Annotated in this window: 20 protein-coding genes; 10 read left to right on the top strand and 10 right to left on the bottom strand. The window is 69.3% G+C overall.

Annotated features, from left to right (window positions below; all coding sequences use genetic code 11):
• The 5 genes from leuS to ABIS05_RS13415 all read left to right on the top strand — a co-directional run.
• Nucleotides 1–1,649: leucine--tRNA ligase (gene leuS, locus ABIS05_RS13435; protein WP_348013626.1), on the top strand; the 1,649-nt coding region annotated here is incomplete at its 5' end.
• Nucleotides 1,649–2,134, top strand: a complete 486-nt coding sequence (gene lptE / locus ABIS05_RS13430; protein ID WP_348013625.1) for an LPS assembly lipoprotein LptE — start codon at nt 1,649–1,651, stop codon at nt 2,132–2,134. The genes leuS and lptE, both read left to right, overlap by 1 nt.
• Before the next feature lie 104 nt (nt 2,135–2,238).
• Nucleotides 2,239–3,309 carry a DNA polymerase III subunit delta gene (gene holA, locus ABIS05_RS13425; RefSeq protein WP_348013624.1) on the top strand — a complete coding sequence of 357 codons (1,071 nt, stop codon included), beginning with the start codon at nt 2,239–2,241 and terminating at the stop codon, nt 3,307–3,309.
• Between the two features lie 40 nt (nt 3,310–3,349).
• Complete coding sequence (locus tag ABIS05_RS13420) at nt 3,350–3,940, top strand: methylamine utilization protein (RefSeq protein ID WP_348013623.1); 591 nt, start codon at nt 3,350–3,352, stop codon at nt 3,938–3,940.
• A gap of 10 nt (nt 3,941–3,950) precedes the next feature.
• Nucleotides 3,951–6,341: an EAL domain-containing protein gene (locus tag ABIS05_RS13415; protein ID WP_348013631.1), complete on the top strand. Its 2,391-nt coding sequence runs from the start codon at nt 3,951–3,953 to the stop codon at nt 6,339–6,341.
• Nucleotides 6,342–6,376: 35 nt separating this feature from the next.
• On the opposite strand, the gene ABIS05_RS13410 is transcribed toward ABIS05_RS13415, so the two are convergent.
• A complete protein-coding gene (locus tag ABIS05_RS13410; RefSeq protein WP_348013622.1) occupies nt 6,377–8,830 on the bottom strand; it encodes a serine/threonine-protein kinase in 2,454 nt (817 codons plus the stop codon).
• A gap of 104 nt (nt 8,831–8,934) precedes the next feature.
• Nucleotides 8,935–10,500: a hypothetical protein gene (locus ABIS05_RS13405; RefSeq protein ID WP_348013621.1), complete on the bottom strand. Its 1,566-nt coding sequence runs from the start codon at nt 10,498–10,500 to the stop codon at nt 8,935–8,937.
• Nucleotides 10,501–10,631: 131 nt separating this feature from the next.
• Here ABIS05_RS13405 and ABIS05_RS13400 point away from each other — a divergent pair, with 131 nt between their 5' ends.
• Nucleotides 10,632–11,225 (top strand): ECF-type sigma factor, encoded by a 594-nt coding sequence (locus ABIS05_RS13400; protein WP_348013620.1) that lies wholly within the window; start codon nt 10,632–10,634, stop codon nt 11,223–11,225.
• 12 nt (nt 11,226–11,237) lie between these two features.
• Here the strand turns inward: ABIS05_RS13400 and ABIS05_RS13395 are convergent, their stop codons facing one another.
• The 3 genes from ABIS05_RS13395 to thiL all read right to left on the bottom strand — a co-directional run bounded on the left by ABIS05_RS13395 (nt 11,238) and on the right by thiL (nt 13,363).
• Nucleotides 11,238–11,735 carry a CinA family protein gene (locus ABIS05_RS13395; RefSeq protein WP_348013619.1) on the bottom strand — a complete coding sequence of 166 codons (498 nt, stop codon included), beginning with the start codon at nt 11,733–11,735 and terminating at the stop codon, nt 11,238–11,240.
• A gap of 165 nt (nt 11,736–11,900) precedes the next feature.
• Nucleotides 11,901–12,428, bottom strand: coding sequence for a phosphatidylglycerophosphatase A (locus tag ABIS05_RS13390; protein WP_348013618.1), 528 nt, complete (start codon nt 12,426–12,428; stop codon nt 11,901–11,903).
• A complete protein-coding gene (gene thiL, locus ABIS05_RS13385; RefSeq protein ID WP_348013617.1) occupies nt 12,425–13,363 on the bottom strand; it encodes a thiamine-phosphate kinase in 939 nt (312 codons plus the stop codon). Before thiL ends, ABIS05_RS13390 begins: the two co-directional genes overlap by 4 nt.
• A 96-nt stretch (nt 13,364–13,459) precedes the next feature.
• On the opposite strand from thiL, the gene ABIS05_RS13380 reads away from it, so the two are divergent.
• The 3 genes from ABIS05_RS13380 to ABIS05_RS13370 all read left to right on the top strand — a co-directional run bounded on the left by ABIS05_RS13380 (nt 13,460) and on the right by ABIS05_RS13370 (nt 16,856).
• The gene (locus ABIS05_RS13380; protein ID WP_348013616.1) at nt 13,460–15,757 is read left to right on the top strand and encodes an NADP-dependent malic enzyme; all 2,298 of its coding nucleotides are present in this window, start codon (nt 13,460–13,462) and stop codon (nt 15,755–15,757) included.
• A 234-nt stretch (nt 15,758–15,991) separates the two neighbouring features.
• Nucleotides 15,992–16,414: a ribonuclease domain-containing protein gene (locus ABIS05_RS13375; protein ID WP_407074895.1), complete on the top strand. Its 423-nt coding sequence runs from the start codon at nt 15,992–15,994 to the stop codon at nt 16,412–16,414.
• Between the two features lie 46 nt (nt 16,415–16,460).
• The gene (locus tag ABIS05_RS13370; RefSeq protein ID WP_348013615.1) at nt 16,461–16,856 is read left to right on the top strand and encodes a barstar family protein; all 396 of its coding nucleotides are present in this window, start codon (nt 16,461–16,463) and stop codon (nt 16,854–16,856) included.
• A gap of 276 nt (nt 16,857–17,132) precedes the next feature.
• On the opposite strand, the gene rsmA is transcribed toward ABIS05_RS13370, so the two are convergent.
• From rsmA to ABIS05_RS13355, 3 genes are read right to left on the bottom strand one after another with little or no spacing between them, the layout of a single operon-like run.
• A complete protein-coding gene (gene rsmA, locus ABIS05_RS13365) occupies nt 17,133–17,924 on the bottom strand; it encodes a 16S rRNA (adenine(1518)-N(6)/adenine(1519)-N(6))-dimethyltransferase RsmA (RefSeq protein WP_348013614.1) in 792 nt (263 codons plus the stop codon).
• The gene (locus ABIS05_RS13360; protein ID WP_348063267.1) at nt 17,912–19,192 is read right to left on the bottom strand and encodes a peptidylprolyl isomerase; all 1,281 of its coding nucleotides are present in this window, start codon (nt 19,190–19,192) and stop codon (nt 17,912–17,914) included. The genes rsmA and ABIS05_RS13360 overlap by 13 nt, the downstream gene beginning before the upstream one ends.
• A 29-nt stretch (nt 19,193–19,221) precedes the next feature.
• On the bottom strand, nt 19,222–21,603 hold the full coding sequence (locus ABIS05_RS13355) for an LPS assembly protein LptD (RefSeq protein ID WP_348013612.1): 2,382 nt from the start codon (nt 21,601–21,603) through the stop codon (nt 19,222–19,224).
• 61 nt (nt 21,604–21,664) lie between these two features.
• On the opposite strand from ABIS05_RS13355, the gene ABIS05_RS13350 reads away from it, so the two are divergent.
• A complete protein-coding gene (locus ABIS05_RS13350) occupies nt 21,665–22,180 on the top strand; it encodes a hypothetical protein (protein WP_348013611.1) in 516 nt (171 codons plus the stop codon).
• On the opposite strand, the gene ABIS05_RS13345 is transcribed toward ABIS05_RS13350, so the two are convergent.
• Together ABIS05_RS13345 and ABIS05_RS13340 are read right to left on the bottom strand one after the other, a co-directional pair.
• The gene (locus tag ABIS05_RS13345; protein ID WP_348013610.1) at nt 22,181–23,128 is read right to left on the bottom strand and encodes a LysR family transcriptional regulator; all 948 of its coding nucleotides are present in this window, start codon (nt 23,126–23,128) and stop codon (nt 22,181–22,183) included.
• Nucleotides 23,129–23,143: 15 nt separating this feature from the next.
• Entirely contained in the window at nt 23,144–24,619 is a 1,476-nt protein-coding gene (locus ABIS05_RS13340; protein ID WP_348013609.1) for a M20 family metallopeptidase, read from the bottom strand.
• Nucleotides 24,620–24,706 lie beyond the last annotated feature (87 nt).

Genomic DNA, 24,706 nt, shown 5'->3' with positions numbered 1-24,706 from the left:
AGGTGCCCGTGTGGGTCGGCAACTACGTGCTCATGAGCTACGGCGATGGCGCCGTCATGGGCGTGCCGGCGCATGACGAGCGCGACTTCGAGTTCGCGACCAAGTACGGCCTGCCCATCCAGCCGGTCATCCGGCATTTGGTGGATGGCAAAGCGGGCGACACGGTGCCCGCGCCATGGAAACCGGAATACGCCGACTATGGCACCAACATCAATTCGGGCAAGTACGACGGCCTCGATTTCATGGCATCGGTCGATGCCGTCGCGGCCGACCTCAAGGTCAAAGGGCTCGGCGACAAGCACGTGCAGTGGCGGCTGCGCGATTGGGGCATCTCGCGCCAGCGCTACTTGGGCTGCCCGGTGCCGATCATCCACTGCAAGGACTGCGGCGACGTCCCGGTGCCGGAGAAAGACCTGCCGGTCGTGCTGCCCGAGAACCTCGTGCCGGACGGCACCGGCAACCCGCTGAACAAGCACGCGGCCTTCCTGAACGTCGCCTGCCCGACCTGCGGCAAGCCGGCCAAGCGCGAGACGGACACGATGGACACCTTCGTCGATTCGTCCTGGTACTTCATGCGCTATTGCGACCCGACCAACAGCGAAGCCATGGTCGGCGAAGGCACGAAGTACTGGATGCCGATGAACCAGTACATCGGCGGCATCGAGCACGCGATCCTTCACCTGCTCTACGCGCGCTTCTGGACCAAGGCGATGCGCGACCTGGGCCTGGTGACGATCAGCGAGCCGTTCGAGAAGCTGCTGACGCAGGGCATGGTGCTGAAGGGTGCGTTCTTCCACAAGCCCGAGGGCGGCGGCAAGGACTACTACTGGGACCATGAGATCGACGTCATCCATGACGACAAGGGCGGCATCGCCGGCGCCAAGCTGAAGAAGGACGGCACGCCGCTCGAGTACGAGATGACGACGATGTCCAAGTCCAAGAACAACGGCGTGGACCCGCAGGCGTTGATCGACCAGTACGGCGCCGACACAGCCCGCCTGTTCGTCATGTTCGCGAGCCCGCCGGAGCAGACGCTGGAGTGGAACGACGCGGCCGTGGAAGGCGCGCATCGCTTCCTGAAGCGCGTGTGGAGCTTCGGCGCGCGCAATGCCGACGCGATCAAGGCCGGCGGCAAGGACTTTGCCGCGCTGAACGGCGACGGCAAGGCGCTGCGCCGCGAGGTGCACAACGTGCTCAAGCAGGTCAGCTACGACTACGAGCGCATGCAGTACAACACCGTCGTCTCCGGCGCGATGAAGCTGCTGAATGCGCTTGAAGGCTTCAAGGCCGAAGGCCAGTTTGCGGCCGTGCGTGACGGCTTCTCGGTGTTGCTGCGCGTGCTCTACCCGGCCACGCCGCACATCAGCCATCAGCTCTGGCAAGACCTCGGTTTCGCGGCCGAACTGGGCGACCTGCTCGACGCGCCCTGGCCCACGGTCGACGAGGCGGCGCTGGTGCAGGACGAGATCGAGCTGATGCTGCAGGTCAACGGCAAGCTGCGGGGCTCGGTGAAAGTGCCGGCCTCGGCCGACAAGGCCGCCATCGAGGCGGCCGCGCTGGCCAACCCCGAGTTCGCCAAGTTCAGCGAAGGCAAGGCGCCGAAGAAGGTCGTCATCGTCCCCGGTCGACTCGTCAACATCGTCGTCTGATGAACAGGCGCATCCTGCTTCTCGGCCTGACCGCCCTCGCCGGCTGCGGCTTCGAGCTGCGCCGTGAAGCCGAGCTGCCGTTCAAGACGCTGGCGCTGATCGGCTTCGAGCCCAACTCGCCGCTGGCCGCCGGCCTCAGGCGCCAGATCAAGCGCACGCCGGTGCAGTTGCTGGAAGACCCGGCGCGCGCCGAAGTCGTGCTGGAGGTGCTGCACGAGTCCCGCGACCGCACCGTCGTCGCGTCCACCAGCGTCGGGCAGGTGCGCGAGTTCCAGTTGCGCCTGCAGTTCGACTACATGATCCGCACGGCAGCCGGCGAGCTGCTGGTGCCCAAGGTCGAGTTGCGCCTGGCGCGAGACATGAACTACACCGAGAGCGACGCCTTGGCCAAGGAGCAGGAGGCCGCCAACCTCTACGGCGCCATGCATTCCGATGCCATCGCGCAGGTGCTGCGCCGCCTGGCAGCAGTGAAATTGCCGACGTGAAATGAAAACCAAACAAAGCCACAGAGGCACAGAGGCACAGAGGCAGCGGGATGAAGGTCTCTCTGTGTCTCTGTGCCTCTGTGGCTGTGTTCTCGGTCGCTGATATGCAGCTCCGCGCCGAGTCCCTCGCCGGCCATCTGAGCAAAGGCCTGGCCCGCATCTACACCGTCCACGGCGACGAGCCCCTGCTCGCGCAGGAGGCGGCCGACCAGATCCGCGCCGCCGCGCGCGCCAACGGTTTTGGCGAGCGGCAGATCTTCATCGTCTCGGGCGCCTATTTCGACTGGGCGCCGGTGCTGGCCGCCGCGCAGGCGATGAGCCTGTTTGCCGACCGCCAGTTCATCGAGATCCGCATTCCCAGCGGCAAGCCCGGCAAGGAAGGCTCTGAGGCGTTGCAGCGTTATGCCCAGGCCGCGCCCGACGACGTGCTGACGCTGGTGACGCTGCCGCGCCTGGACAAGACCCAGCTCTCCAGCGCGTGGTTCACGGCGCTGGACGGCAACGGCGCGTCCATCCGCGTCGAGCCCGTCGAGCGCCGCATGCTGCCCGCGTGGCTGGCACAGCGGCTCAAGGCCCAGGGCCAGTCCGTACCCGAAGGCGAGGACGGCCAACGCGCGCTGGCCTTCTTTGCCGACCGCGTCGAGGGCAACCTGCTCGCTGCCCACCAGGAGCTGCAGAAGCTCGCGCTGCTGCACCCCAAGGGCGAGCTGACGCTCGAACAGATCGAGGCGGCCGTCATGGACGTGGCGCGCTTCGACGTCTTCAAGCTCAGCGAGGCCGTGCTGTCTGGCGCCGTTCCGCGCCTCTTGCGCATGCTCGACGGCCTGGAGGCCGAGGGCGAGGCAGCAGTGTTGGTGCACTGGACGCTGTCCGAAGACGCCCGCGCGCTGGCCCGCGTGCGCGCCGCGCTGGACGCCGGCAAGCCGCTGCCACTGGCGCTGCGAGAAGCCCGTGTCTGGGGCGCCAAGGAACGCTTGGTGGAGCGCATCGCGCCGCGACTGGACAGCGCCCAGGCCGGCGCACTGGTGCAGGCCGCCCAGGTCTGCGACGGCCTCGTCAAAGGGCTGCGCCACCCCGACTGGCCCAGCAACCCCTGGGCCGCCCTGCGCCGCTTCGCGCTGATGCTGGCCGAAGCCGCCAGCGGCAAGACCGGGGCAGTTCTCACGGTTCGCTGAGCGCGATTGGGCTATCGTCGGGCGCGAAACCCAGCCCGCCATGTCGACTCTTCCCCACCTCGCCGTCCTGACCGTTGCCGCCGTACTGGCGCCAGCAGCGTTGGCCGTGCCGGTCACAGTGCAGTTACGTGACGCCCAGGGTCAGCCGCTGGCCAACGCCGTGGTGGCCGTCGAGGTCAAGGGTCGGCCGGCCAGGACGACGACGGCCAAGGCCGAGATGGGCCAGCGTGACCGCCAGTTCACGCCCCAGTTGCTCGTCGTGCAGACGGGCACCGCGGTGAACTTCCCGAACTTCGACACCGTGCGGCATCACGTCTACTCGATCTCGCCGATCAAGGTCATCGACATCAAGCTTTACTCGGGCACGCCGACCGAGCCCGTCGTCTTCGACAAGCCCGGCGTCGCCGCTTTAGGCTGCAACATCCACGACCGCATGAGCGCTCACGTCATCGTCGTCGACACGCCCACCTTTGCGCGCACCGACGACATGGGCCAGGCCACGTTCGAGCTGCCCGCCGGCGAGCACGCCGTCAAGGCCTGGCACGACGGCCAGAAGTCGCCCGCGCTGCAGAGCCTCAAGATCAGCGTGCCGGCCGGCGGCGGTCCCAGCGTGCTGACGCTGAACGACTGACTTGACCACGATGCACTTGCCGGCCTGGCTGAATCTGCGTCGCCTGGAAGGCCGCATCGTCGGCCTGTTCCTGGCGCTTCTGCTCGTCGTGCAGCTGGTCAGCTTCGTCGCCATCAACGCCAGCATCACGCACAACGCCGAGGACTCCCTGGCGGCCGAGTTGCAGACGGGTGAGCGCGTGCTGCGCCGCCTGCTGGACCAGCGCGCCGGCAAGCTGCACGACGCGGCCGAGCTGCTGGCCAAGGACTACGGCTTTCGCACCACCATCGGCCTGTCGCTGGCCGAGACGGGCACGGTCGAGACGATCAAGGACGCCTTGTCCAACCAGGGCGAGCGCATCGGCGCCTCGGTCGTCGCGTATTTCGACGCCGATCTGAAGCTCGTCACCGCGACCCGCGACGGCGCCGCCTCCTTTGGCGGGGCGTTGAAGGCGCTGGTGGGCAGCAAGGAGGGCACGGCGTTGTCCCTGCTCGGGGATCACGTCTACCAGGTCGTTGCCGTGCAGGTGCGCACGCCGGCACCGGTGGGCTGGGTGCTGATGGGCTTTGCGCTCGACCGAGAGGTGCTGGACGATCTCAAGGCCCTGTCGGAGCTGCAGAGCGTCGTGCTGCTGCAGCCCACGGGCCGGCCCTGGCTCAACATCGTCACCAACCTCGACACCCGCGCCACTGCGGCGCTGCAGGGCAGCCTCGGCAGCGAGGCGCCGGCAGGCGGTGTGATCGAGCTGGACGGCGAGCGCATGCGCGCGCGCTTCGTGCCGCTGCTCGGCGGCGAGCAGCGGCTGGGCGTGCTGCTGCTGCGCTCACTGGACGCGGCGCTCGCGCCCTACCGGCAGCTGCAGCTCGTGCTGCTGGGGCTGACCCTGCTCGGCGTCGCCGTCTTCGCCCTCGTCAGCGTGCTGCTGGCGCGCGGCATCAGCGGGCCGATCAAGGCGCTGTCCGCCGCCGCACGGCGGCTGGAGCGCGGCGACTACGACACCCCGGTGCCCTCGACCTCGCGGCTGGAGGAGGTGCACAAGCTGGCGCTGTCGCTGGAGAGCATGCGCGAGGGCATCCGCCGCCGCGACGCCCTCGTCAACAACCTGGCCTATGTCGACCCGCTGACGCTGCTGCCCAACCGCGCGCGCTTTGCCGAGTTCCTGTATCACCACCTGACCCACAGCGACACGCCGGGCGCCGTGCTGATGCTGGACCTGGACCGCTTCAAGCACGTCAACGACGTGTTGGGCCACGATGTCGGCGACCGCCTGCTGCAGAGCGTGGCCGAGCGGCTGCGGGCGCTGTGCGCGCCGGCTCACTCGGTGCTGGCGCGGCTGTCGGGCGACGAGTTCGCCATCCTGCTGGCCCACACCGACGCGCACGCCGCCAGCGAGGCGGCGCTGGCCATCCTGAAGGACTTCGAGCACCCGCTGCTCATCGACAACGAGACCGTCGACCTTGGCGCCGGCATCGGCATCGCCCTCTTCCCCGAGCATGGTCACGACGTCAACCCGTTGCTGGACCGCGCCGAGCTGGCCATGTACGCGGCCAAGGCGCGCCAGTGCGGCAGCCTGATCTATCACGCCCAGCTGGACGCCGGCAGCCAGGAGTCGCTGTCGCTGCTGACCGAGCTGCGCCACGCGGTGGAGAACGAGGAGCTGCGCCTCTTCCTGCAGCCCAAGATCGACCTGCAGACCGGCAAAGTCATCGGCGCCGAGGCGCTGGTGCGCTGGCAGCACCCGAAGCGCGGCCTGGTGCCGCCGATGCAGTTCATCCCGTTCGCGGAGCAGACCGGCTTCATCCGCATGTTGAGCGCCTGGGTGCTGTCGGGCGCGGCCAAGTTTGCGCGCGAGGCGCTGGACGCGGGCCTGTCGCTGCGGCTGTCGGTCAACCTGTCCACGCGCGACCTGATGGATCAGGACCTGCCGGCCAAGATCGAAGCCCTGATCACGCCGCGCCAGGTGCCGCCGGCCTCGCTGTGCCTGGAGATCACCGAGAGCGCCATCATGGACGACCCCGAACGGGCGTTGTCGACGCTGGAGCAACTGCACGCGATGGGCTTCAAGTTGTCCATCGACGACTTCGGCACCGGCTATTCGTCGCTGGCCTACCTGAAGCGCCTGCCGGTGGACGAGCTGAAGATCGACAAGAGCTTCGTCATGGCCATGGAGCGCGATCTGGACGACGCGCGCATCGTGCGCTCCACCATCGAGCTGGCCCACAACCTCGGCCTCACCGTCGTCGCCGAGGGCGTGGAGACGGCCAAGGCCTGGGCTCTGCTGGCACGCCTGGGCTGCGACGAGGGTCAGGGCTATTTCATCTGCAAGCCCATGCCGCAGGAACAGTTCATTGCGTGGGCGCAGAGCTGGCAGCCGCCGGACAATTCGGTCACGGCCGAGAGTGTGATTGCCAAGCTGGGCTGAGTGCCCCGTGGCCGCCGGTTGCGGTTGCTCGGGCTCTAGTTTTGGCGGGGGCGCGCGGGCAGCTGGCGTCGCACGGTGTGCATCTGCTCAAGCAGGCCGGCCATCTGTGCCTTCTGCACCGGGTTGGTCACGCCGGGCAGGGCAGCGCTGAAGCTGGCAATGGCCTCGTCGAGCGTGGCCGCCGCCTCGGCATTGCGCCCCAGGCCGGCAAGCGCGCGGCCGTGCTGGAGCTTCACTTGCGACTGCTTGAGCGTCCAGCGGCTCGCAGGCCCGTCCGCTGCGATCAGTTCACGTGCGGTGGCCAGGCTCAGCGTCGACGCCGCCAGCGCTTCGGGGTAACGCGTCAGCTGAAGCAGCGTCACGGCCAGGTTGTTCGACTCGACCGCCAGCGTGTCCTTCCACAGCGTGGGTTCCGGGTTGAAGGCCACCGCTTCCTTGGCGTAGCGCACGGCCTCTTGCGCTTCGGCAAGCGCCTGGGGCCACAGCGCGGCGTGCTGGTAGCCCAGGCTCTTGCCGCCGTGGATGACAGCCACCTGCTGCAGCACCTGCGCGTAGGCCTTGGGCTCCTCGGGCCGGCCGCCGCGGTCGAGTTCGTCGAGCAGCTGGCGCTGCGCGGCCAGGCGCTGCTGCACGCTGGCAGCACGGTCGTAGAAACCGAGAGCCTCGGCGAGCGTGGCCTCCTTCTTCACCGCCAGCTGCTCGGTCAGCTGGGCCCGCATGATCAGCAGCCCGGCCTGCTCGGCCGGCACGCTGAGCTTGCCGAGCGGCTCGGCCTGGCTCAGGTCGGCGGCTTCCAGAACGGCGGCGGCGGCGTCGATCTCCTTGAGCGCCTCGGCCGTGCGGCCCTGAACGCGCAGCAGCCGGGCCAGCGTGTTGTAGGCCCGCGCCGTGTAGGAGGCCAGTTGCCAGTCGCTGCGGTGCTGCGGCAGCACCTGCTCGGCGATGGCGATGGCCTTGTCGGCGTTGACCTTGGCGGCGTCGGGCTGGCCGAGCGTGAGCTGCTGGTCCTGCCCCTGCAGTTCGGCCAGGCGGGCGTAGGTGGTGGCCACCTGCGACAACAGCGCGGAGTCGCGATCGGGTGAGCGGGCCAGGCGGTCGAGCGTGCCCAGGGTCTGCTGCAGCAGGTCGGCCTTCAGCTTCATGCCGCCCGGCAGGTAGGTCACGGCGTCGCCGAACTTGGCCACCAGGTCGCGCGTGATGGCACGGATGTCGGCCAGCCGCGCGGTGGCCTCGTCGCGGGCGACACGGGCCTCGTGCGCCTGCCAGGCCGTGGCGGTGAGCCCGACGGCCAGCGCCACGACGGCGGCCGACGCGGCCGCGACGGCCGCCCGGTGGCGCCGCGCAAACTTGGCGGCCACGTACCAGGCGCTCGCCGCGTGCGCCTGCACCGGGTGGCCGGCGAGGAAGCGCCGCACGTCGTCGGCAAAGGCCTCGACGCTGCTGTAGCGGCGCTCGGGCTGCTTCTCCAGCGCCTTGAGCACGATGTTGTCCAGGTCGCCCGCGATGACGCGGCGCGTCGCCGGCCAGGCCACGTCGGGCACCACGTCGCCGGGCAGCGTGCTTGGGCGCGTCGGCTCCTCCTCCAGCACGGCGCGTGCGGCGTCGGCGGCGGTGATGGCGCTGCGGCCGGTGGGGCGCACGCCGGTCAGCATCATGTAGAGCAGGATGCCGAGGCTGTAGACGTCGGTGGCGGTGCCCATCGGCTCGGCCCGCACTTGCTCCGGGCTGGCATGGTTGGGCGTGAACGGGCGGGCGGCGCCCAGCGTGGTGTCAGCGCCGGCGTCGGCGGGGTCCAGCGCCTTGGCGATGCCGAAATCCAGTAGCTTGACCTGGCCGTCGTGCGTGACCAGCACGTTGCCGGGCTTGAGGTCGCGGTGCACGAGCAGGTGGCGGTGCGCGTGCGCGACGGCATCGGCAAGCTGCAGGAACAGCGCCAGCCGCGCCTCGACGGGCCGCGCGCGGGCCGCCGCGTCGATGGGCAAGCCGTCGATGAGTTCCATGACGAAATAGGGCAGCCCGTCGGCGCTGAGGCCGGCGTCGAAGAGCTGGGCGATGTGCGGGTGGTGCAGCCGCGCGAGCGCCTGGCGCTCCTGCGCAAAGCGCTGCAGCACGGCGTCGCTGTCCATGCCGCGCTTGATGACCTTGATGGCGGCGCGGCCGTCGAAGCTGCCGTCCGCACGGGCGGCCTCAAACACCTCGCCCATGCCGCCGCTGCCCAGGCTGCGCACCACCTGCCAGGCGCCGAAGCGCTCGCCGTCGCGCGACAACGTGGCCGCCACGCCGGCGGCGATGGAGCCCGACAGCAGCGGCTCGCTGTCGGTGTCGTCGGCGTGGTGGGCCAGCAGCGAGTGCAGTTCGGCCTTGACGGCGGCGCCGAAGGGCAGCGCGTCGACGTGCGCCGCGCGCTGCGCCGACGGCAATGCCACGGCCTCGTCGAAGAGGCGTCGCACGGCGGCCCAGTCGTCGGGGGTCGGGGTGGGTGAGGTCATCGGTGGGCTCGGGGTGGGCGGTGGCGGCGCGACTGTAGTGAGGTGCCGGCAGACAAGGGAGCGGGGGAACGCGCCCCCGCTCCCTCGCGCCAGCGGCGCTGGCGTCACTGCTTGACGAGGCTGCTGCACTGCGCCAGCGACTTCACCGGCCGTGGCTCACGGTGCTGTGCGTCGGCACTGAAGGAGGCGGGCACGTTCAGCGCCACATTGCCGGCCTGATAGCTCAGCGTCACGTAGATCTGCTCCCCTGCGGTGAAGTAATCCTGCGCCTGCACGGCCGCGCTGTCGCCAAAGGTGACGATGACGTCGTTCTCGTCGCCGCCGAGCCGCGTCGTCACGTCCAGCGCGCCGGCCACGAGGTGGAAGACGCCGTCGCTGGAGACGTCCAGCGTGCAGTTGGCGCCCGTGTAGTGGCCCACGAGCGCGGCCGACATGTCGGCCGCCGTGGCGCCGTTGAGCGTGGCCACGTTGGCGTTGCCGGCGGCGACGGTCGGGTTGGGGTTGCTGAGCCAGCACTCGACGCGGTCTTCGGCGGTGGTGAAGCCGAAGCCGCCCTGCCGCGCCACGCCCTGCGCCATCACGCCCTTGACGAGGGTGAGCTGGGCGTAGCGGTCGTTCGGCACGTCGCTGGCCTGCACGCGCGTCAGGCCGACGACGTTGAGGATCAGGTCACCGACGTCGCCATTGACGGCCGCCTGCAGCGTGCGCCCGCCGGCCGACACGGTGAGCATGCCGTCTGCCGCCACGGCGATGCTGCAGGTCGTCGTCTCCTGCGTTGCCTGGCCGGGCGTGAAGACGCGCCCGAGCTGGCCCTGCCACGTGCCCACGGCGGGCGCGACGTCGGCCGCCGCAGCCTGGCCCTTGGGCGTCAGCACGATGGCATTCGGCCCGGTCGGGGCCGGCGGGTTGCCGGTCAACGCGGGCGGCAGGTGATAGATGCCGGCGGTGGCGACGCTGAAGTCGGCGATCAGGTCGATGTAGGTCTTGTGACTGGCGAGCAGCCCGGCCATCAGGCTGTCGAGCAGCGCGTCCGTCGTGTCGCCGGCCTTGGCCTCGAAGGCCACGGTGAAGGGGTCGAACGTGCCGGCGGGCAGCGTGTAGCTGCCGGCCACCAGCGTGGCCAGCAGCTGGGTCAGCGCGGCCGCAGTGTCCAGCCGCGTGCCGGTGGGCGCCGCAGCCAGGCCGGCGAACCAGGTGGCGGGCGACTTGCCGGCGGCGCGGGCGATGGTCAGGTCGGTCAGCGGCGTGATGTTCACGCGCCCCGCGGCCACCGCCAGGCTGTGCAGCGTGAGCGGGTTGGCCACGCCACCCGCCGTGCCGCCCGACACCTGCAGCGCGCAGGGCAGCGTGTTGGCCGGCACGTCGACCGTCCACGTGCCGGTGGCGCTGGTGGGCAGCGCCACCGTGGCCGGGCCGCTGATGCAGGCCGCCGTGACGCTGCCGCCGACGATGGGCGCGCCGCGTGCGGCAACGCCGGTCAGCGTGACCATCGCGATGGCCGGTGCGGGGGCGGACGCGGCAGGCGCCGGCGCGGCCGGGGGCGTCAGCGGCGGTGTGACGGCGGCGCTGCCACCCCCGCCGCAGCCGGCGAGCGTGGCGGCGGTGGCCGCGAGCAGCGCGACGCGGCGCAGCGACAGGGTGGCGGGGCACGGGCAGGGGGTCGAGAACATGTCGAAGGTCCTGTGGATGAGTCAGGCCGCTCGACCATTCGAGAGGCACGACCCGGTACGCCGCACCGCACGCTGAAAAGGCTCACCGACGTGCAAATAACTTTTGGGCGGCGCGCACAATCCGCGGCGCCATGCCTGCCACGCCTCCTGCCCACCCCACCGCGGCCGACGTGACGGCGTGGCTGCGCCGGCTCGACAGCGACGCCGCGGGCGCGTCCAACCAGCTCTTCGAGCTGCTCTACGACGAACTGCACCGCATCGCCCGCGCCCACATGGGCCGCGAGGCACAGGCGCACACGCTGAGCCCGACGGTGCTGACGCACGAGGCCTGGTTCCGCATGGCCGAGCAGACGCGCACGCAGTGGGCCAACCGCGCGCACTTCCTGTCGGTGGCGTCGACCATGATGCGGCGCATCCTCGTGAACCACGCGCTGGCGCGGCGCGCCGAGAAGCGCGAGGCGCAGTTGGTGTCGCTGTCCGTCACCGGCGCGCCCGAGATCGGCGTGCAGGCCGCACCCGACGTGGTGGCCGTGCACGAGGCCATCCTCGCGCTGGAGGCCGTCGACCCGCGCGCCGCCAAGGTCGTGGAGCTGAAGTTCTTCGGCGGCCTGGAGAACGACGAGATCGCGCAGGCGCTGGACCTGTCGGTGGCCACCGTCAAGCGCGACTGGACGTTGGCGCGGGCCTGGCTGCGCCGCGAGCTGGGCGCCACGCCGCTGGCGTGAGCTCGCTTGAGGTCAGCTGTCGCGGTCTTCCAGCGCCTCGCACAGCGCCGTCAGCCCCGCCGTCACCGTCTGCGCGCGCACCGCGTGGCGGTCGCCGCTGAAGTTTTCGCGCCAGACCTTGGCCGGCCGGCCGGCATGCACCAGCGCCAGCCAGACGGTGCCGACCGGCTTGGCTTCGCTGCCGCCCGTGGGCCCGGCGACGCCGGTGACCGACAACGCCCAGTCGATGGGCGCATGCGCCAGCAGGCCGCGCGCCATGTGCTCGGCCACCTCGGCGCTGACGGCGCCGTGCAGCGCGATCAGGCCTTTTGGCACGCCGAGCAGCTCGGCCTTGGCCTCGTTGCTGTAGCTGACGACCCCGCGCTCGAACCACTGACTGGAGCCGGCGAGATCCGTGCAGGCCGCCGCGATGAGGCCGCCGGTGCAGCTCTCGGCCGTGCCGATGCGCTCGCGCCGCTGCATGAGCGCCACGGCGATGCGGTCTATCAGTTCGGCTTGTTCAGCAGGCATGACTCAGAGGGTGAGAGGTGATCCGGCGTGCCAGAAAGGGCTCGCCAAAGCGCCCCAATCTAGGCGCAAAGCGCAGTCGTGGCTAGGGTCACGACGAGCATTTGCAACGACGAGTGGGGTGCTTTGGCGAGTCAAGGCGGGCATGCTGGATTGCCTCTCACCCTCTTACCCCATGAAGTAGCGGTAGAACGCGATCACGGCAAGCGTACAACCCGCCGCCACGAAGTCGTCGATGAGGATGCCCAGGCCCTGGCGCCAACCGATGGGCGCTCCGCGCTCGGACTTGAAGAGCTGGTCCGCCCACCGCACGGGCCCCGGCTTGGCGGCATCGAAGAAGCGGAACAGGCCGAAGGCGATGAGTTGGCCGATGAGCCCGGCCGGAGCGATCAGCCACAGGATGAGCCAGAAGGCGAGCACCTCGTCCCAGACTATCGAACCCGGGTCGGGCGTGTTCATGTGCTGGGCGCAGCGCGTGCAGGCCCACCAGCCGACGGCCGTGCCCAGGCCGATCAGCGTGGCCCAGCCGAGGTCGGTCAGCCAGGGCGAGATGAGCAGGAACACACCCCACGCCCACAGCGTGCCGAAGGTGCCCGGCGCCTTCGGTGCCAGGCCGCTGCCGAAGCCCAGCGCGATCCAGCGCGCGGGGTGGCGCAGCATGAAGGCCAGCGTGGGCCGGAGGGGTGCTCCGGTCATGCGCTGAAGTGATCGAAGGAGCGCAGGCCGTGCGCGACGGTGGCACCTTGCGCATCGACGACACGCAGACCCGGCTCGGCCTCGATGACGCCGATGCGCGTCAGCGCCACGCCAACGTCCGGCAGGCGCGCACCGGCCGGGGCGGTGAAGACCAACTCGTAGTCGTCGCCGCCGGCCAGCAGGCATTCGTGCTGCAGCGCCACCGGCTGCGCGGCCAGCACGGCGCTGCGTGGCAGCGCGTCGATGTCCAGCCGCGCGCCCATGTTGGACGCCGCCAGGATGTGCCCCAGGTCGCCCAACAACCCGTCGGACACATCGATGGCCGATGTCGCGATGCCACGCAGCGCCTGGCCCAGCGCCAGGCGCGGCGTCGGGCATTCCATCGCCGTGCGCACGGTCTCGAAGCCGTCGCCACTCAACGCCGTCGTGCCACGGAACACCTCCAGCGCCAGCCGCGCATCGCCCAGCCGCCCCGACACCCAGATCTCGTCGCCCACCCGCGCGCCGCTGCGCAGCAGCGCCTGGCCCGCAGGCGCCTCGCCGAAGACGGTGATGCAGATGTTCAGCGGCCCCTGCGTCGTGTCGCCGCCGATCAGCGGGCAGCCGCTCGCGTCGGCCAGCGCCCACAGCCCGCGCGCGAACGCCGCCAGCCAGTCTTCGTCAACACGCGGCAACGCCAACGCCAAAGTGAAGCCTCGCGGCGTCGCACCGCAGGCGGCCAGGTCGCTCAGGTTGACGGCCAGCGCCTTGTGGCCCAAGCGCGCCGGGTCGACCGTCGACAGGAAGTGCCGGCCCTCGACCAGCATGTCGCTGGACACCAGCCAGCGCGCGCCGGGCGTGGGCACGAGCACCGCGCAGTCATCACCCACGCCCACGTCCACGCCGGCCGCAGCGGGGCGCTGGAAGTAGCGCCGGATCAGATCGAATTCGCCCATGCTCGCGATTGTCTATGTGTGGACATCCGCAGCGCGCCAGGCCGGACTGCGGTGGCATGATTCCCACCCCGCCGCCGGCTCTTGCTCGTCCACGCCATGCCAAGCCCAGAAGAAAAACGCGCCCAACTCCGCCAGGCTGCCCTCGAATATCACGAGTTCCCGACGCCGGGCAAGATCGCGATCGCGGCGACCAAGCAGCTCGTCAACCAGCACGACCTGGCCCTGGCCTACTCGCCCGGCGTGGCCGCCGCCTGCGAGGAGATCGTGGCCGACCCGGCCAACGCCTTCCGCTACACCTCGCGCGGCAATCTCGTCGCCGTCGTCTCCAACGGCACGGCCGTGCTGGGCCTGGGCAACATCGGGCCGCTGGCGTCCAAGCCGGTCATGGAGGGCAAGGCCGTCCTCTTCAAGAAGTTCGCCGGCATCGACGTCTTCGACCTCGAAGTGGCCGAGAACGACCTCGACAAGCTGGTCGACTGCATCGCCGCGCTGGAGCCCACCTTCGGCGGCATCAACCTCGAAGACATCAAGGCGCCGGACTGCTTCTACGTCGAGCGCAAGCTGCGCGAGCGCATGAAGATCCCCGTCTTCCACGACGACCAGCACGGCACGGCCATCGTCGTCGGTGCGGCCTTCCTGAACGGCCTGAAGGTCGTCGGCAAGGACATCAAGCAGGTCAAGCTCGTCACGTCGGGCGCGGGTGCGGCGGCGCTGGCCTGCCTGGGCCTGCTGGTCAAGCTCGGCCTGCCGCGCGAGAACATCTGGGTGACCGACCTGGCCGGCGTCGTCTACGAGGGCCGCACGGAGCTGATGGACCCGGACAAGGCCGTGTTCGCCCAGCCGACGGCCCAGCGCAGCCTGCGCGAAGCCATCGTCGGCGCCGACATCTTCCTCGGCCTGTCGGCCGGTGGCGTGCTGAAGGCCGACATGGTGGCCACGATGGCCGCGCAACCGCTGATCTTTGCTTTGGCCAATCCGACGCCCGAGATCCTGCCGGAGGAGGTGCAGTCCGTCCGCAGCGACGCCATCATGGCCACGGGCCGCACCGACTACCCGAACCAGGTCAACAACGTCCTGTGCTTCCCCTACATCTTCCGTGGCGCGCTGGATTCGGGCGCCACGACGATCAACGTCGAGATGGAGATTGCGGCGGTCCACGCGATCGCTGACCTCGCGCAGGCCGAGCAGAGCGAAGTCGTCGCCGCGGCCTACGTGGGTGCCACGCTGAGCTTCGGCCCCGAGTACCTGATCCCCAAGCCCTTCGACCCGCGGCTGATGATGCGCATCGCGCCGGCCGTCGCCAAGGCTGCGGCCGACTCCGGCGTCGCCGCCCGGCCGATCCAGGACTGGGACGCCTACCGCGAAAAGCTGCAGAGCTTCGTCTACGCCTCCGGCAACACGATGAAGCCCATCTTCACGGCGGCCAAGCGCGCGCCCAACAAGCGCATCGCCTATGCCGAAGGTGAGGAAGAGCGCGTGCTGCGCGCCGCCCAGGTCGTCGTCGACGAAGGCCTGGCCCGCCCGACGCTGGTGGGCCGCCCCAACGTCATCGCCGAGCGCTGCGAGCGCTTCGGCCTGCGCCTGCAGCTGGGCCGCGACTACGACGTCGTCAACGTCGAGCACGACGACCGCTACCGTGACTATTGGCAGACCTATCTGCGCATCACCGAGCGCAAGGGCGTCACCCAGCAGCTGGCCAAGATCGAGATGCGCCGCCGCCTCACGCTCATCAGCACCATGCTGCTGCACAAGGGCGAGGTCGACGGCATGCTCTGCGGCACCTGGGGCACCACGGCCACCCACCTGGCCTACATCGACCAGGTCATCGGCAAGCGCGTCGGCGTGAAGACATACGCCTGCATGAACGGCCTCATCCTGCCGGGCCGCCAGGTCATGCTGGTCGACACCCACGTCAACTACGACCCCAACGCCGAACAGCTCGCGGAGATCACCATCATGGCCGCCCAGGAGATGTGCCGCTTCGGCCTGGTGCCCAAGGCGGCGCTGCTGTCGCACAGCAATTTCGGCACCAGCGACAAGCCTTCGGCCATCAAGATGCGCGACACGCTGGCGCTGATCCAGCAACTCGCGCCCTGGCTGGAAGTCGACGGTGAAATGCACGGCGACACCGCGCTCGACCCCGCCTACCGCAAGCAGCTGATGCCGCACAGCCCGCTGACTGGCGAGGCCAACCTGCTGGTGCTGCCCAATATCGACGCCGCCAACATCTCCTACAACCTGCTGAAGACAGCGGCCGGCGGCGGCATCGCCATCGGCCCCGTGCTGCTCGGCGCCGCCCAGCCGGTGCACATCCTGACGCCCTCCGCCACTGTGCGGCGCATCGTCAACATGACGGCATTGACCGTCGCCGACGCCAACGCCGCGCGCGCCTAAACGCTTGCCGAGAGAGGTCCGGGCGCCCCCGCGCCGCCCGGACGCCTCCAATTGACATAAGTTTTCAGAGCGACAACCTCGTCACGGCGCGGTCATAAATCCACGAAAAACAAGCGTTTGCCGCGATGTGAGCACCGGCTAACAGAGCCTATGCCCTGATTCCGCAGCAGGGGTCCGGCTTGAGCTTTTGGGGTCGCTTCGGTACCATGTTGGTTTTCGGAACAGGGTAAACCCGTGTTTTTGTTCTCGTGGCTGGCGCGCTCCGGCGCCTCGGCGGTCACCACCGCCTTGCTGCTTTCCGGCTTATCCGGCGGCGTGCAAGCCAAGGAAGCTTTGCCCACCACAACGCCCGCTCTGGCCGAAATTTCGCTGAGCGAGCTGCCCGTCCAGGCCCAGGAAATTCACCGGCTCGTCCTTACCGGCGGCCCGTTTCCTCAAGCCAAGGACGGCGTGGTGTTCGGCAATCGCGAACGCCTGCTGCCCCGCAAGGCTCGCGGCTTCTATCGCGAATACACGGTCAAAACGCCTGGCGCGCGCAATCGGGGCGCTCGCCGCCTCGTCTGCGGCGGCTCACCCCCAACCGCGCCCGAAGTTTGTTATTACACCGGCGATCACTACGCCAGCTTCCAGCGCATCCGCGCCACAGCTGGTCGGTGAGAGTCGGGGTTCAGTAGTTTTGTGACTTGAAAGGAGGAACGCGACCATGCTTTTGCAGACCGTCCGTCCCAATATCGTGCAGGCCATACGCGCCTACCGAGTCGAGGACTTGATGTTGGCCGCCCAAGAAGCGGGCCAGCATTTCCTGTACGCCAACCTGTCGGAGGCGCAGTCCAAGCAGGATGTGCTCGATGGCATCGCGCAGGCCTTCCTGTTCCCGACACATTTCGGCAAGAACCTGGACGCCCTGCATGACTGCATGACCGACCTCGTCCACAAGTCTGGCAGCCAGCCGGGCTTTGTCGTGGTGCTGGAGCAGTTGCCCGACAACGTGCGCTTCGACCGCGAGGCACGAGAGCAGTTGCTCGATGTCTTCCGAGACACGGCCGATTACTGGGCCGACAGGAAGATAGCGTTCAGGTGCTTCTATTCTTTTCAGTAGCCCGCTCCCAAGATAACGGGTCATGGGAGCGGGCTACTGAAGTGGCCCCGGTTATTGAGAAGCCCGCGCCGAAAAGCGCGAAGGCAACGGTAGGCAACCCCAACTTCGGCATGAACATGCCGATGATGTGCAGCGCCTTCGATACGTCGATGTGGTTGAGCGCGGCATAGACGACCCACCCCCGAAGCGCCTGCGGCGCTCCCCCTCAAGGGGGTGCCGCCAGTGGCCCGGCAAAGCCGGTTCCACGGCGGCCGCTGGAGGAGACAAAGCCCGCTTTCAGGCGGGCTTTGTCATTTCTGCGACGTCCAGGGCCAGCGCGATGAACTCGCTGACAGGCACCTCTTCGGCGCGGCGCTGCAGGTCGAAGGGGCCTTCGTAGCCACGCTCGGCCAGCCAGCGGCCCAGGCTGTGGCGCAGCAGCTTGCGGCGCTGGGAGAAGGCGCTGGTGACGACGGCGCCGAGCAGCTTGGGATCGACCGTTGGCGGGGTCTTGAGCGGCACCATGCGGACGATGGCCGAGTTCACGCGCGGCGGCGGGTCGAAGGATTCGGGCGGCACGTCCAGCACCGACTCGATGCTGTAGCGCCACTGCAGCATCACGCTCAGCCGCCCGTAGTCCTTGCAGCCGGGCGCCGAGGCCATGCGGTCGACGACTTCCTTCTGCAGCATGAAATGCTGGTCGACCACATCGTCCACCGCGTCCAGCAGGTGGAAGAGGATGGGCGTCGAGATGTTGTAGGGCAGGTTGCCGACGACGCGCAGCTTGGCGCCCTTGGCGGCGGCCAGCGCCTTGAAGTCGACCTTGAGCACGTCGGACTCGATGACCTCGACATCGCCGCGCTTGCGCATGCGCTCCGCGAGATCGCGGTCCAGCTCGATGACGGTCAACGGCTTGTACCGCGCCAGGATCGGCAGCGTCATCGCGCCCAGGCCCGGGCCGATCTCGACGACGGTCTCGCCGGCCTGTGGGTCGATCAGGTCGACGATGGCCTCGATCAGCGCCTTGTCGGTCAGGAAGTGTTGACCGAAGCGCTTGCGCGCGATGTGGCCGCCGCTCAGTCGAGCCATTCGCGGACTTCGACAAACGCCTTGGCGCGCAGTTCCTTGACCCAGTCCTGGTAGGCCTCTTCGTACTTCTGCTCGCGCAGGGCGCTGCGGGCCTGGTCGCGCAGCGTTTTCATCTCGACGTCGACCATGCGGCGCTCCAGCACCTGGATCAGATGCACGCCGAAGCGCGACATGACGGGCGCCGAGATGCCGTTCAGCGGTAGCGCGTTCATGGCTTCCTCGAACTCGGGCACGAAGGCGCCGGCACCCATCCAGCCCAGATCACCACCGGCTTCGGCGCTGCCGTCTTCGGAGTTGGCCTTGGCGAGGTCCTCGAACCTGGCCTGGCCGGCTTCGATCTGGCGCTTGAACTCCGCCAGGCGGCGGGCGGCGACTTCGGCCGTCAGCTGGGCCGAAGGGCGCAGCAGGATGTGGCGGGCGTGCGTCTGCTGGGTCTGCGTGAGTGAGCTCGCGCCCTGGCGCTCGACGACCTTGATGACGTGAAAGCCGGCGCCGCTGCGCAGCAACTGGGGCGCGACCTGGCCGCTCTTCAAGCCCTTGGCGGCGTTGACGAAGATGTCGGGCAGGCGGTCGACCGGGCGCATGCCGATCTCGCCGCCCTTGGCCTTGTTGCTGTCCTCGGAAATTTCCTGAGCGACCTTGGCGAAGTCCTCACCGGCCTTGATGCGGGCCAGCGCGCCTTCGGCACGGGCACGCCTTTCGGCGACGACGCTTTCCGCCGCGCCCTCGGGCACGGTCACCAGCACCTGCGCCAGGTTCACCTGCCCGCCCTGCTCCAGCGCGGCGCGCTTCTTGTCGAGGTAGGCGTCGATCTCGGCGTCAGTGATCTTGATGCGACCCTGCACTTCGCGCTCGCGTACGCGCTCCGTCATCATCTGATCGCGCAGGTTCTCGCGGAAGTTCTTGTAGTCGGTGCCGTCGGCCTTCAGGCGCTCGCGCAGCTGAGCCATGGTCAGCTTGTTCTGCGCGGCCACGTTGGCCACCACGCGGTCCAGCTCGGCCTCGTCGATCTTCTGGCCGCTGTCACGGGCATAGGTGACGAGCACGCGGTCCTCGATGAGGGCCTCCAGCGCCTGCTTGCGCAGGCCGGCCGTCTCGGGCATGACCTCGCCCTTCTGGCGGGCCTCCTGGCGCAGCTTCTCGGTGCGCGCGACGACTTCGCTGGCAGCGACGACGTCCTGGTTGACGACGGCGGCGATGTAGTCCCCCGGCTGCAGCGTGGGCGGCGTCTGGGCGGCCGAATGAAGGGCGGCCAGAGCCAGCGTCACGGCAAGGATTGGAGGAGCTAAGCGATGGATCATGGTAGGAAGTCTGAACTCGGCGAGCGGTCGGAACTCAACCGGCGATAACCGGGCACATTGTCCTTCAAGACCTTCAGGGCATTGGAGCCGAGCTGGCTGAGGCCCACGAGCTCCAGCTGGAGCATGACGCGGGTGTTGGTTTCGGCGCGGCCGGTGGACAGCCGCTCCAGGCCGAAGCGCAGCACCCAGCAGCCGGCGTCGTACTCGAAGCCGGCGACCGAGTCGGTCAGGCGCTTGTCACGCAGCGAGTACTGCACGCGCCCGGCGCTGTACCAGGCGCCGCCGCAGCCCTGGCTGTCGGCGCCGCGCTGCGTGACGGGCTGGCCGTAGATGGGCCATTGCCAGGCCAACTCGACCTGCTCGCTCTGCCCGCGCGCCAGCCGGTAGGCCATGCTGACGGTCTTGTAGAGCCCCGGCGAATAGCGCGCCCGCACGACGGAGCGCACCGAACGGTTGGTCTCGGAGTTGAACTGCAGCGTGCTGTCCGCCCACCACTTCTCGTCCAGGTGGGCGGCGGCTGCCAGCAGCAGGTCGGAGAAGCGCTGCGTGACGGGCTGGCCGTCGGGCGTGATGCGCTGGTCGCGGAACAGGAAGCGCTGCACGGCGCCGACGCGCAGGATCTCCTCGCCGTTGGCGGCGCTGACCCAACGGCTGGTGGCGCCCGCGCTCACCGAATGCAGGTCCGACACCCGGTCGACACCCGAGAAGGGGTTGTCGGTGTAGATGGAGTCGAAATTGAAATCCTTGGCCGCCGCGTCGAAATTGGGCAGGTTGGCCTGGTCACGGAACGGCGTGTTCACGTAGAGCACACGCGGCTCCAGGCTCTGGCGCATGGCCCGGCCGAAGAGCTTGGTGTCGCGCTCGAAGACCCAGCCGTGGTCCACGCTCAGCGTCGGGATGACGCGGCCCATGCGGCGGCGGCCGTCGTCCAGCGGGCGATCCAGGTCGTAGGCGGCGGCGTTGAAGGACAGGCGCGGGATGAACCACCAGGCCTCGCCACCGAGCGGCGCGGCCACGTGGCCGAGGGCGTGCACGCGCTGGCCGCCAGGCAGTTGGCCAGCCTGCGCTGACCCGGGCAGGTCGAAGCGGTTGTATTCCAGCTCCAGGCCGCCCTCCAGCCGCGCCTTGCGGCCCCAGGGGCGGAAGCTGTCCAGCACGGCCTCGTCGGCCGCCGTCGTCACGCGGATGCCGACCTGCGGGCTGCGCTGGTAGGGCGAGTCGAAGCGGGCCAGCGCGTCGCTGCCCTGCAGCGTCTGCCAGCGCTGCAGGCGGGCGTAGGTGTCGATGACCCCCCAGGACAGCTCGCGGTGGCGGCTGATGTTCAGGTCGCTGGCCAGCAGGCGTGGCGTCTGGCTCTCGACGCGACGCGACATGTCCTTCCAGTAGTCGTCATCGGAGACGCGCTCGCTCTTCAAGCGGTAGCGCCAGTCGCCGAGCTGGCCATCGTTGTTGAACTTGAAGCTCCAGCGCGAATGGCCGAAGACGCGGTCGCTGGGCAGCAGGTCGACGTTGATGCGGCCGGCATGGCCGGGTTCCAGGTAGCGGAACTCGCCGTCCACGCCGACGCCGCGCTTGGTCAAGACGAAGGGCGCCAGCGTCGCATCGCGCTGCGGCGCGATGTTCCAGTAGTAGGGCACGCCCAGTTCGAGGCCGCTACGGTTGTCCAGGAAGATATTGGGCGGCAGCCAGCCCGACTTGCGCGCCGAGCTGAGCGGGAAGCTCAAGGACGGCGCCGCCAGGATGGGCACGCCCAGGAAGCGCAGCACCGCGCCCTCGGCCTCGCCCTCGTTGGCGGCCATGTCCAGGCGCAGCTGCTTGGCGGTGATCTGCCAGGCCGGCTCCTGGTTCTCCACGGCCGGGCAGCTGCTGTAGCTGCCATCGGTGGCGCTGAGATGCTCGCTGTCCTGGAACTTGACGACCTGGGCCTTGCCGGCGCCGCCGGTGGCCTTGAGGAAGAAGCTCGGCGTCAGGAACTCGCCCTCGAAGCGGCTGACATACATCTGCAGCAAGGGGCCGGTGAAGATGTTGCCGTTGTGGTCGATACGCACGTTGCCCTCGGCGCGAGCCAGGTCGTCAACGACGCGGTAGTTCAGCTTGTCGGCGTTCAGCAGCAGTTCGCCGTAGCGCAGCTCGACAGCCCCTGTCGCCTCGGCCTGCTGCTCGGCCTGGGCGCTGAGCTTGTCGGCGCTGATGACGAGCGCCGGCTTGGCGGCCAACTTGGCCGGCGCGCTCAGCACGCGGCTGCCGCGCAGGGGCAAGGACTCCTCAGCCGGCCGCGCAGACGCCTGACCCCAGGCGCACAGGGCCAGGGCGATCAGGGTGGGCAGCGGGGCGGGGTGGGGGGTGCGGGACGGGCGCGGCACGGGCGGCAAGGGCACGAAACTGGAGGATTGCCGGAGCCGGCTTCTTAGAATTTCATTATCCACGAGGCCTTTCTCCATGACATCTCCGACCGAAGCCGATTCCCTGATGCGCGCCGCCTGCGCGCGGCTGCTCGAACAGCCGCCCGCGCTCGTGCCGCCGGACGCAGCTGCACTGGCCGCCGGCCTGGCTCGCGTGGCGGACAGCGGGCTGGACGTGGTGCTGCAGCGCCTCGTCGCCGACGCGCCCGAGGGCAGCGCGACCGACGCGCTCGCCGCGCTGCTGCGCCCGCCCGACCAAGCCTGGGATGAAGCCCAGGAGATCGACTGGGCCGTGCGCCACTGGCAGGCCTGCCGCGCCGCTGGCCTGCTCGACGAGGACGAAGCGGCCGACTTCGGCGAGTACTGGCGGCGCATCGAATGGAGCGCGATCCGGCAGCACCTCGTGCTGTTGGGCCAGCGTCATGCGGACGAGCGGCGGCTGCTGGCCCGCATTGCCAAGACCTCGGCGCGCTATGTCGCGCTCGCCTTCCTGAAGCGGGCGATGGAGGCCCGGTATCCGGAACTCTTCGATCTAGGGTTTTCGCTGCGCTGATCAGGGCCGGGTCGCGCAACCTGCGGCCACCAGCCACGGGTCCTTGTCTTCGCCGCCGAAGATCTCGATCAGGAAGTCCAGGAAGACCCGCGTGCGCGCCGGCACGTATTTGCGCGTCGGCATGCCGGCCCACAGCGTGGTGGTGAACAGCCGCCACTGCGGCATGACGCGCTCCAGCGCCTGCTCCAGCAGCGCGTCTTCCACCATGAAGCTGGGCAGGCCGGCCACGCCCAGGCCGTGCAGAGCGGCGGCGTAATTGGTGTCCATGTGCGTCGTCGACAGCGCGGCGTGCGAGGGCACGATGGGCAGCGTGATCTCCTCCAGCCCGTCGCCACGCTGCAGCGTCAGGCCACGGGACAGTGCCGCCGTGGGCGGCAGCAGCGCGTCATGCTGCTTCAGCTCGTGCGGGTGCTGGGGCCGGCCGCGCCGGTCGAGGTACTCGGGCGACGCGCACATGATGAATTCGCTGCGCGCCAGCCGCCGGGCGATGAAGTCGCCATCCAGCGGGTCGCGGGCCAGCCAGATGGTCAGGTCATAGCTGTCGTCCACCGTCTCGACCGGACCGGGTGACGTGATCTCCAGCGTGACGAGCGGGTAGTCGCGGTGGAACTTGGGCAGGTGCTTGGCGAGCTGGTGCACGGCGATGGCCGGCGGGCACAGGATGCGCAGCAGGCCGCGCACCTCCTGCGTGGCCGATGCCGCCAGGGCCGCCGCCTCGTCCACGTCGGCCAGGATGCGCCGCGCCCGCTCCAGATAGGCATCGCCGATCTCGGTGAGTGACAGGCGCCGTGTCGTGCGGTTCAGCAACCGCGTGCCGAGGTGGTCTTCCAGCTCGGCGACGAGGCGGGTGACGACAGCCGGCGCCAGGTCCAGTGCCCGCGCCGCGCCGGCAAAGCTGCCCTCATCGATGACGCGGACAAAGACCTTGATGGCGCGGAGCTGGTCCATTCTTTGCTGAGTTCCTCAGGGGTGAGCGGCCATCACCTGCGCCACCGCAGCGGTGAGCCGCTTGCCGTAGGGCACGTGCAGGAATTCGTTGGGCCCGTGGGCATTGCTCTTGGGGCCCAGCACACCGCACACCATCATCTGCGCCTTGGGGAAGCCCTTCTGAAGCATGCTCATCAACGGGATGGTGCCGCCCTGGCCGATGTAGCCCACCGGCGCACCGAAGTGGGCCTGGCTAGCGTCGTTGAGCGCCTGGCTGAGCCAGGGCGATAGCTCGGGCGTGTTCCAGCCGGTGGCACCGTAGGCCCCGGCGCGGCCGTCGGGTGTGAAGGTGACCTTGGCGTTGTAGGGCGCGTTGTCTTCCAGCAGCGTCTTCAACTCCAGCGCGGCGGCGTTGCCGTCGATCAGCGGCGGCAGGCGCAGGCTCAGCTTGAAGGCCGTGTACGGCCGCAGCACGTTGCCGGCGTTCTTCAGCTCGGGGAAGCCATCGGCGCCGACGACCGACAACGTCGGCCGCCAGCTGCGGTTCAGCAGCACCTCGACGGGGTCGCTCGTCACCGGCAGCACCGGGCCGCCGTCTGCGCCGCAGGCCCAGGGCATGCGCTTGTAGACCTCGTCCTTGAGGATGGCCGCGGTCGCCCTGGCCTGCTCCAGGCGCGCGCCAGGAACCTCGCAGTGAAAACTCTGCGGCAGCAGGTTGCCGGTCTTGCTGTCCTCCAGCCGGTCCAGCACGTGGCGCAGGATGCGGAAGCTCGATGGCACGCAACCCGAAGCGTCGCCGCTGTGGATGCCTTCGGTCAGCACCTCCACCTTCAGCACGCCCGACACCATGCCGCGCAGCGAGGTCGTCAGCCAGAGCTGGTCGTAGTTGCCGGCGCCGGAGTCCAGGCAGACGACAAGGGACACATTGCCCAGGCGGGGTCGCAGCACGTCCAGATAGGCGGGCAGGTCGAAGCTGCCGCTCTCCTCGCAGGTCTCGATGAGGCCGACGCAGCGTGGGCGCGGGATGCCCTGCCTGTCCAGCGCCATGATGGCCGTGAGGGACGCGTAGATGGCGTAGCCGTCGTCGGCGCCGCCACGGCCGTAGAGCAGGCCGTTCTCGTATTTGGGCGTCCAGGGGCCGAGGTCGTTGCGCCAGCCGCTGAACTCGGGCTGCTTGTCCAGGTGGCCGTACAGCAGGATGCTGTCGCGGTTGCCCGGCTTGGTGCCCGGCACCTCGAAGAAGATCACCGGCGTGCGGCCCGGGATGCGGATCACCTCCAGCTTGAGCCCGGCGACCTTCTGGCCCTCGACCCAGGCGGCGGCCTGCGTCAGCACCTTGTCGATGTGGCCGTTCGCCGCCCAGTCGGCGTCGAACATCGGGCTCTTGGCCGGGATGGCGATGTAGTCGGTCAGCGCGGGGACGATCTCTTCGTCCCAGACGCGGGCGGCAAAGTCGCCCAGCGCGGTGGCTTCGTCAGCTTGCAAGGGCAGGTTGGGATCTCGAGCGTTCATGGCGGTCTCCTTCGGGCGGCAGGCGCTTGTGGCGCAGCCAACAAGTTTAGGCCTCCCCCTGAGTCGGGCGTCACGCCGCTCCGTACA

The sequence above is a fragment of the Roseateles sp. genome (assembly GCF_039929605.1).
Lineage (GTDB): Bacteria > Pseudomonadota > Gammaproteobacteria > Burkholderiales > Burkholderiaceae_C > Pelomonas.
The sequence above is the reverse complement of the archived record's forward strand: the minus strand, read 5'-3'. Positions and strand labels throughout refer to the sequence as shown.